The sequence below is a fragment of the candidate division WOR-3 bacterium genome (assembly GCA_039802005.1).
Classification (GTDB): Bacteria; Hydrothermota; Tepidihabitantia; order SM23-42; family JAOAFX01; genus JAOAFX01.
The window spans coordinates 1-6467 of record JBDRVV010000060.1; the positions used below are offsets into that span (position 1 = coordinate 1).

The window sequence follows — 6467 nt, forward strand, 5'->3', positions numbered from 1 at the left end:
TTTGGGAAAATTGTTACTGTAAACAAAACCTTTAAACCAAACCCTAACTCATTTCCAATCCTAAACCCAATACCATACCGTATAACGATAGCCCTTCGCCGGAGTGCATCAGCTTGCTGATGCGTCGTTCCCAAACGGGCATTGTTATGTGTTTAAAAATTGTAGCCGCACCCTTTAGGGTGCGAAATCCTTTGAGATTTGAACATATTTATCCGCAGGATAAAGCCTGCGTCTACTGGTGGTTATTGGTTTGAATTATATTGTCATTGTAAAATCACCCTTATCCCCCTTTTCTAATTCCTTTCTTAATTCCATCTTTTCTAATTTCTCCCTTTAATTCTCCCCTTTCTAATTCTTCCGTTAATTCCCTCTTTTTAATTCATCCCTTGATTCCCCCTTTTTTAATTCCTCCGTTGATTCCCCCTTTTCTAATTCATTCATTAACTCCCCCTTTCTTAATTCCTCTGTTAATTCCCCCTTTCCTAAAGGGGGAAACAGGGGGATTAACAATTCCCCCTTTCTTAAAGGGGGATATAGGGGGATTAGAATAACAAGAATTCCGCAATCCGAAATCCGAAATCCGCAATGCCGTTCTCAATCACTTCTGGCATTTTGGACAATATCGCGTTGACCGATTACCTACCTTTGTCAACACGATCCTTGCCCCACACTTCTTACAGGGTTTGCCTTCCTGGTCATAAACATACAAAAAATTCTGGAAATTCCCGGTTTTTCCATCGGTCCTTCTGTAATCCGACACTGTTGTTCCGCATTCATCAATCCCTTTTCTCAATACCTGTTTTATCGCTAATAGGAGTTTGAATATCTCATCGGTCTTTAATGTATTTACCCTTCTTGTCGGTCTTATTCCGGCATGGAACAGTGCCTCGTCTGAATAGATATTTCCCACGCCTGCACATATACACTGGTCAAGCAATACAGATTTTATCTTTGCCTTGCGATTTTTTATTTTATCTTTGAAATACAAAAAATCGTATTCTGGTGATAATGGTTCATAACTCAGATTAAAGAATCCTTTTAAAACCCTTGGTCTTTCATCTTCTTTTATCAAATAAACCCTTCCCAGTGCCCTTGGTTCAGAGAAAACAAGTGACTTATTTTTTAAATCTATTATCAATCTCACAAATTTTGCCTTTTCATTAAATTGGATTGTTTCTAAATTGGAATTTAAAGATTGTTTTGGATCTGGGATTTGAGATTTGGGATTTTTTAGAACGGTTATCCTCCCCGACAATCTCAAATGAAATATCAATCTTTTTTCATTACTCAACACAATAATCAGATATTTCGCCCTTCTTGTTACATTCAGGATTGTTTCATTAATTATACCTCTGCAGAATTTATCAGGTGCGGGATAACCAATTATATCTTTTCTGAGAATTTCACAACCGATTATCTTCTCATTTATTATCTTTGATTTTAATTCCCTTTTTATCGTCTCTACTTCAGGCAGTTCAGGCATTATTTTTTGAATAGGTCCTTCAACTTATTCTCAAGTTCCTTTTTCTTTTTATCGTATTCATCTTTTATCTTTCCTTTGAGTCGTTCTTTTATCTTGTTTGTGTCAAGTTTGAATTGTGGCGACAATAACTTGCCGGTTGCAATAATATCAATCGTTGCCCTTCCCTGTGGGTCATAGTATAATACCCAATCACCGTGATAACTTTTCAGGATGTCAGACTCTCTTTTGTTTAATGTCAGTGTGATTGCAAGATTTATTACCCCATCAAGTTTTATCCAGCCATTCACAAGAAAGTTTCCTATCCCACTCTCCATTGACCAGTCTTCAATATTTGACCTTCCATTTTCAATCTTGAATGAGCAGACGAGGTCATTTACCGGAATTATTTTTTTGTCTTTTATCCCGAGCCAGTCGCAAAGCACATTCAGGAATTCAAAATTATTGAATACACCATTTGTGAGTTTCACATTTCCACTGGCAGTGAGATTTGCAATAACCTGTTTTTGTTCAAAACCCCTACCTTGAAAGTTATTAACACCGGACAGATTACCCTGCAGGTTTTCAAATTTCAAAAACCTTTTGAAAAATTTCTGGACATTTATGTTTGTCATCCTTGTATTTATCCGATAAGGTTCAGGGCTATTCGTGTTGTAGTAAAAATCAAATTCCACTCTACCATCAAATGTTTCTGCCTTGCAATCCTTTATATCAATTATGCCGTTTTCAAATTTGAATGCCGTGCTTATATTTTTAAATTCCATATCCATTCCAGTAAGCCTATTTATTTTGAAATTGCCCTGGATTGTGACAGGAATGCCTTTCTGTTCAGCCTTCTTTTCGGTTTTAGTCTTCGGAAATAGTTCATCAAGATCAATGAGATTTGAAGTATTGTTTATCTGGATAACAGGTTTATTGAAGTTTGATACATAACCATTGAATGAAAAATCCGACCTTCCGATATGTCCTGAACATTCAGAAATCTTTGCACCGTCGGTCTGGAGTGTTCCTTTTACCCTTAAATTCGTTATGGGTTTTACAAGTCCTATCCCATCAATCGTTCCATCCGAAATTGTGTAATCACCAAAAAAGTTTGGTTTTTCCAGATTGCCTTTTATCGCAATATTCAAAATTGCACTTCCGGAGAGTTTCATCCCGCCTGTCTGGGCAGTCAATGTTTCTATATCTTTTAAGTTTAACGATACCTTCACAATCAAATCAAGCAGGGGATTTTTTAAGTTATTCACGCCGCCGCTTATATCAAATCTTGAAGTTCCGAATATTCCCTGGATAATAACATTTTTTATTGAATTAAGGTCAAATCCAAAACTACCATTAATCTTCTGGATTTCCTGATTTAAACCCTTAGGTTTAAATGTTATGTTCACAAGTTCACATTTTCCATTCACCTTCGGTTCCTTGGTTGTGCCCAGGATTGTGGCATCTGCCCTTATTGAACCAGACAATTTCACGGGTCTTGATTTTTCAGGTATCAAATTCAGTATTTTTGTCAGGTCATAGATATTGAGATTTGCATTTAAATTTAGTAATTCTGATTTTTCTACAGTACCTGAAAATCGAGCCTTGATTGTCCCATATTCAGCATTCAGCTCTTTTATATTTATATTCTTTGTGAGTGTATCGTATTCAATTGTATTGGTAATTTCTAATGTGAGTGCGGGAAAATCTTTTGTTTTTGCTATATCTACTGTCTGTTTTCCGCCTATTGAAATCAAACTCTGTTTGAAATTTATTTTCTGAATTACATTTTTTATGCTGTATTCAGTTTTTGAAATTGCGTCACTGTAATTAATTTCGGTCTTTGAGATTTCTATTTTATCAACTGCGACCTTAAAATCGGGTCCTTCCATTTTTTGTAATTGCGGCACTGCTATGTTATAATAGTTATCTTTGTTCCTTTCAATATTTATTACTGCACCATTTATTGAGATGCTGTTTATTACAATCTGCCTTCTAAAAAGGGGAAGTAATTTCAGATTCAGATTGATCTTTTCTATGTTCACCATTTTTCGGTCGGTAAAGTTTGGTGGATTTTTTAAAGAAAGTCTGTCAATGCCGATTGCAATCTTAAATCCTAACTTTAATGATACATTCCCAATTTCAACCGGGTAGTTTATTGCCTGGGATGAGATTTTTTCTACAATGCTACGAATATATGCCGGTGTCAGAAATGAACTTATTGCGATATACCCAATCACAAAAATTAACACCAGCACGCCGATTATTATACCGAGGATTTTTAAAATTTTTTTCATTGTGCCCCCCTTATTTTTAGAGATATAGCCCCCCAGACCCTGCAAATACTCTGCTAAAGAATACTACAAACGGTCCAATCCATCCCCAGAGCACCGGGATTCCCATATTATCAACAAATATAAGTCCGATAAGAATTAGAAAACCATACCGTTCAAGTTGATATTGAATGTGGCTGTATTTATACGGCAATAAATGGAACAGAACCTTTGAACCATCAAGCGGTGGCACAGGAATAAGATTGAATGCACAGAGTACGAGGTTGTAATACATGCTGAGTTTTAACATCAACAAAACTGGAAAAAGGTTCTGATATATGAAGCGTAAGTCAATGGCACGTATGATGAGCCCGGAAATCAACGCAAGTAAAAAATTTGAACCAGGTCCGGCAATTGATGTCAAGATTATTCCCTTTTTGTAATTGTAAAAATTATAAGGATTCACCGGTACCGGTTTTGCCCAGCCGAATCTGAACAATAAAAATGCGATAAACCCGATCGGGTCAATGTGCTTCAAGGGATTGAATGTGAGCCTTCCGGCAAATTTTGCTGTTGGGTCCCCCATACGATATGCGATATAGCCGTGGAAATATTCATGGACTGTGAGTGCAAGCAAAAGTGGTGGTAAGGATAACAATAATTCTATAATGCGTTCAGCCATTTTTTCACCATTCCTATTGCCTCTTTTTTATCTTTTATTCTTTTATCAAGTTGCAATTTGTGTATGCCCGTGAGAATGACTCTGAAGATTGGTCCGGGTCTGACTTTTAATTCATTCAAATCATCCCCGTTGAGCATTGGTTTTATTTTACTCAGTCTGTAAAATTTTCTGATTTTTGGTCTCAAACTTTTATACAGGGAAAAAATGGTCCTTATCACCCTTTTATCTACATTATTCAAAGAATAATATATCTCACTATTTTTTTCTGCCCGTTTTATCCCCTGTTTTATCTTTTCAAAATTTCTAAAATTGCTCACGAGTTTCGCCTCTTCATTGCTCAGGGGAAAATTATCTTCAAGAAGGCTGAGAAAATAGTAGTATCTCAAATCGGGCGGAATTTTTTTAAGTATATTTATTTTTTTAATATCAAATTGAAATATTTCATATTTATACAGGTCTTTTATTGTCCTTAAATATGTCTCTTCTTCAAAAATTAGTTTGAGTTCATTGAGAATCCTTTGTTTTGATACCTTTTTTAAGACCCTGAGCCAGGATGCCTCAATCAATAATTTTTCAGTTCTACTTTCCAATTTAAAATTCAGGCGGTTTTTGTATCTGAGTGCACGGAAGATTCTCGTCGGATCATCCATAAAACTCTTCGGGTGAATGACCTTAATCAATTTGTTCTCAAGATGCTTCAGTCCAAAAAAAGAATCAATTATCCTTGGGTTTGTTTTTGAAATCAAAAGCCCCATAGAATTTATTGTAAAATCCCTTCGTCTTAAATCACCGAAGATATCAGATTCAAACACAACCGGGAGTGCACCGGGTTTAGGATATGTCTCATCCCTTGTCATTGCAATATCAATCCTTGTCCTGCCGGTAAATATTGTTGCGGTTTTGAAATCATTATGGACCTCAATCTTACCTTTAAGGATTTTATTCAATTCGTATGCGGCTTTTATTGCATCACCGCAGACCGAGATATCAATATCCCTGGTCTTTCTATCAAGCAATGTATCCCTCAGTATACCGCCAACGAGATATGCTTTATAATCAGAATTGAGAAAGAAATTTACTACTTTACTTAAAACCGATTTCTTTCTCTTCTTTACCAAAGATCTTAATTTTTCCAAATCGTTCTTCATATTTTTTAAGATTTTCTTCAAGTGCTTCTTTTAATAAATATGCGTTTTGAGGTGTCATTATGATCCTTGAGAATACCTTTGCCTTTTGAAGTCCTGGTAGCATTCGGGCAAAATCCAGGATGAATTCAGAAGGTGAATGTGCAATCAAAACAAAGTTTGAATACACACCATCAGAATGCTCAGGGCTTAATTCAACATTTATGGGTGGTCTTTTCTCTTCTTCCATTTCTGCTCCTTTTTTAAATTATATACAATAAATAACTTTAATCAAGATGCTATTAAACTGGCTCCTCTCCACTTTACTCCGCTTGTCGTTCCCATTCTTTTTTTAAACATTGGGATTTAATTATTGTTTGGGATTTGGTGCTCGGGATTTGGGATTTAACCACTGGTTATTGGTTGTTGTGCATAGCAAAATCCCCCTCTCTAATTCATTCCTTAATCCCTCCTTTTTTAAAGGGGGATATAAGGGGATTAACAATTCCTCCTCTCCTAAGTCCTCCTTTAATTCCCCCTTTACTAAAGGGGGATATAGGGGGATTAGAATGACAAGAATTCCGCATTCCGCACTCTGAAATGCCATTTTCACAAGCGTAGCGATCCTGCGAATGGAATGATCCCGCGAGTGAAACGCTACTGCGTCTCCTGCGAATCCCAAAAGGGATGATCCTGCGAATGGAATGATCCTGCGAGTCCGTCAGGACGATCCTGCGAATGAAATGATACTGCATCTTAATTTTCCGCAATTCGCAATCCGCAATTCGAAATGCCTTTATCCGTATTTTGTATCTTATCAAATCCGCAATCCGCAATCCGAAATCCGAAATCCCAAATGCCGTTCCCACAAGCGTAGCGATTCTGCGAATTAAATGATACTGCAAGTCCGTCAGGACGATACTGCAAGC

The 6467-nt window shown here is 36.6% G+C and carries 5 protein-coding genes; all 5 read right to left on the bottom strand.

Annotated elements, in window-relative coordinates:
• Positions 1-598: 598 nt before the first annotated feature.
• The 5 genes from mutM to ABIL69_11575 are packed head-to-tail and all read right to left on the bottom strand — an operon-like array spanning position 599 to position 5788.
• A complete protein-coding gene (mutM, locus tag ABIL69_11555; GenBank protein ID MEO0124624.1) occupies positions 599-1483 on the bottom strand; it encodes a bifunctional DNA-formamidopyrimidine glycosylase/DNA-(apurinic or apyrimidinic site) lyase in 885 nt (294 codons plus the stop codon).
• Positions 1483-3756 carry an AsmA family protein gene (locus tag ABIL69_11560; GenBank protein ID MEO0124625.1) on the bottom strand — a complete coding sequence of 758 codons (2274 nt, stop codon included), beginning with the start codon at positions 3754-3756 and terminating at the stop codon, positions 1483-1485. The genes mutM and ABIL69_11560 overlap by 1 nt, the downstream gene beginning before the upstream one ends.
• 16 nt (positions 3757-3772) lie before the next feature.
• Positions 3773-4414, bottom strand: coding sequence for a site-2 protease family protein (locus tag ABIL69_11565; protein ID MEO0124626.1), 642 nt, complete (start codon positions 4412-4414; stop codon positions 3773-3775).
• Positions 4396-5562 (bottom strand): hypothetical protein, encoded by a 1167-nt coding sequence (locus tag ABIL69_11570; GenBank protein MEO0124627.1) that lies wholly within the window; start codon positions 5560-5562, stop codon positions 4396-4398. The genes ABIL69_11565 and ABIL69_11570 overlap by 19 nt, the downstream gene beginning before the upstream one ends.
• A complete protein-coding gene (locus tag ABIL69_11575) occupies positions 5498-5788 on the bottom strand; it encodes a DUF3467 domain-containing protein (GenBank protein MEO0124628.1) in 291 nt (96 codons plus the stop codon). The genes ABIL69_11570 and ABIL69_11575 overlap by 65 nt, the downstream gene beginning before the upstream one ends.
• Between the last annotated feature and the right edge of the window lie 679 nt (positions 5789-6467).

Excerpts from the sequence above, each read along its gene's own strand:
- ABIL69_11565 (MEO0124626.1), bottom strand. The coding sequence starts at position 4,414 with ATGGCTGAACGCATTATAGAATTATTGTTATCCTTACCACCACTTTTG.
- ABIL69_11560 (MEO0124625.1), bottom strand. The coding sequence starts at position 3,756 with ATGAAAAAAATTTTAAAAATCCTCGGTATAATAATCGGCGTGCTGGTG.
- ABIL69_11575 (MEO0124628.1), bottom strand. The coding sequence starts at position 5,788 with ATGGAAGAAGAGAAAAGACCACCCATAAATGTTGAATTAAGCCCTGAG.
- ABIL69_11570 (MEO0124627.1), bottom strand. The coding sequence starts at position 5,562 with ATGAAGAACGATTTGGAAAAATTAAGATCTTTGGTAAAGAAGAGAAAG.
- mutM (MEO0124624.1), bottom strand. The coding sequence starts at position 1,483 with ATGCCTGAACTGCCTGAAGTAGAGACGATAAAAAGGGAATTAAAATCA.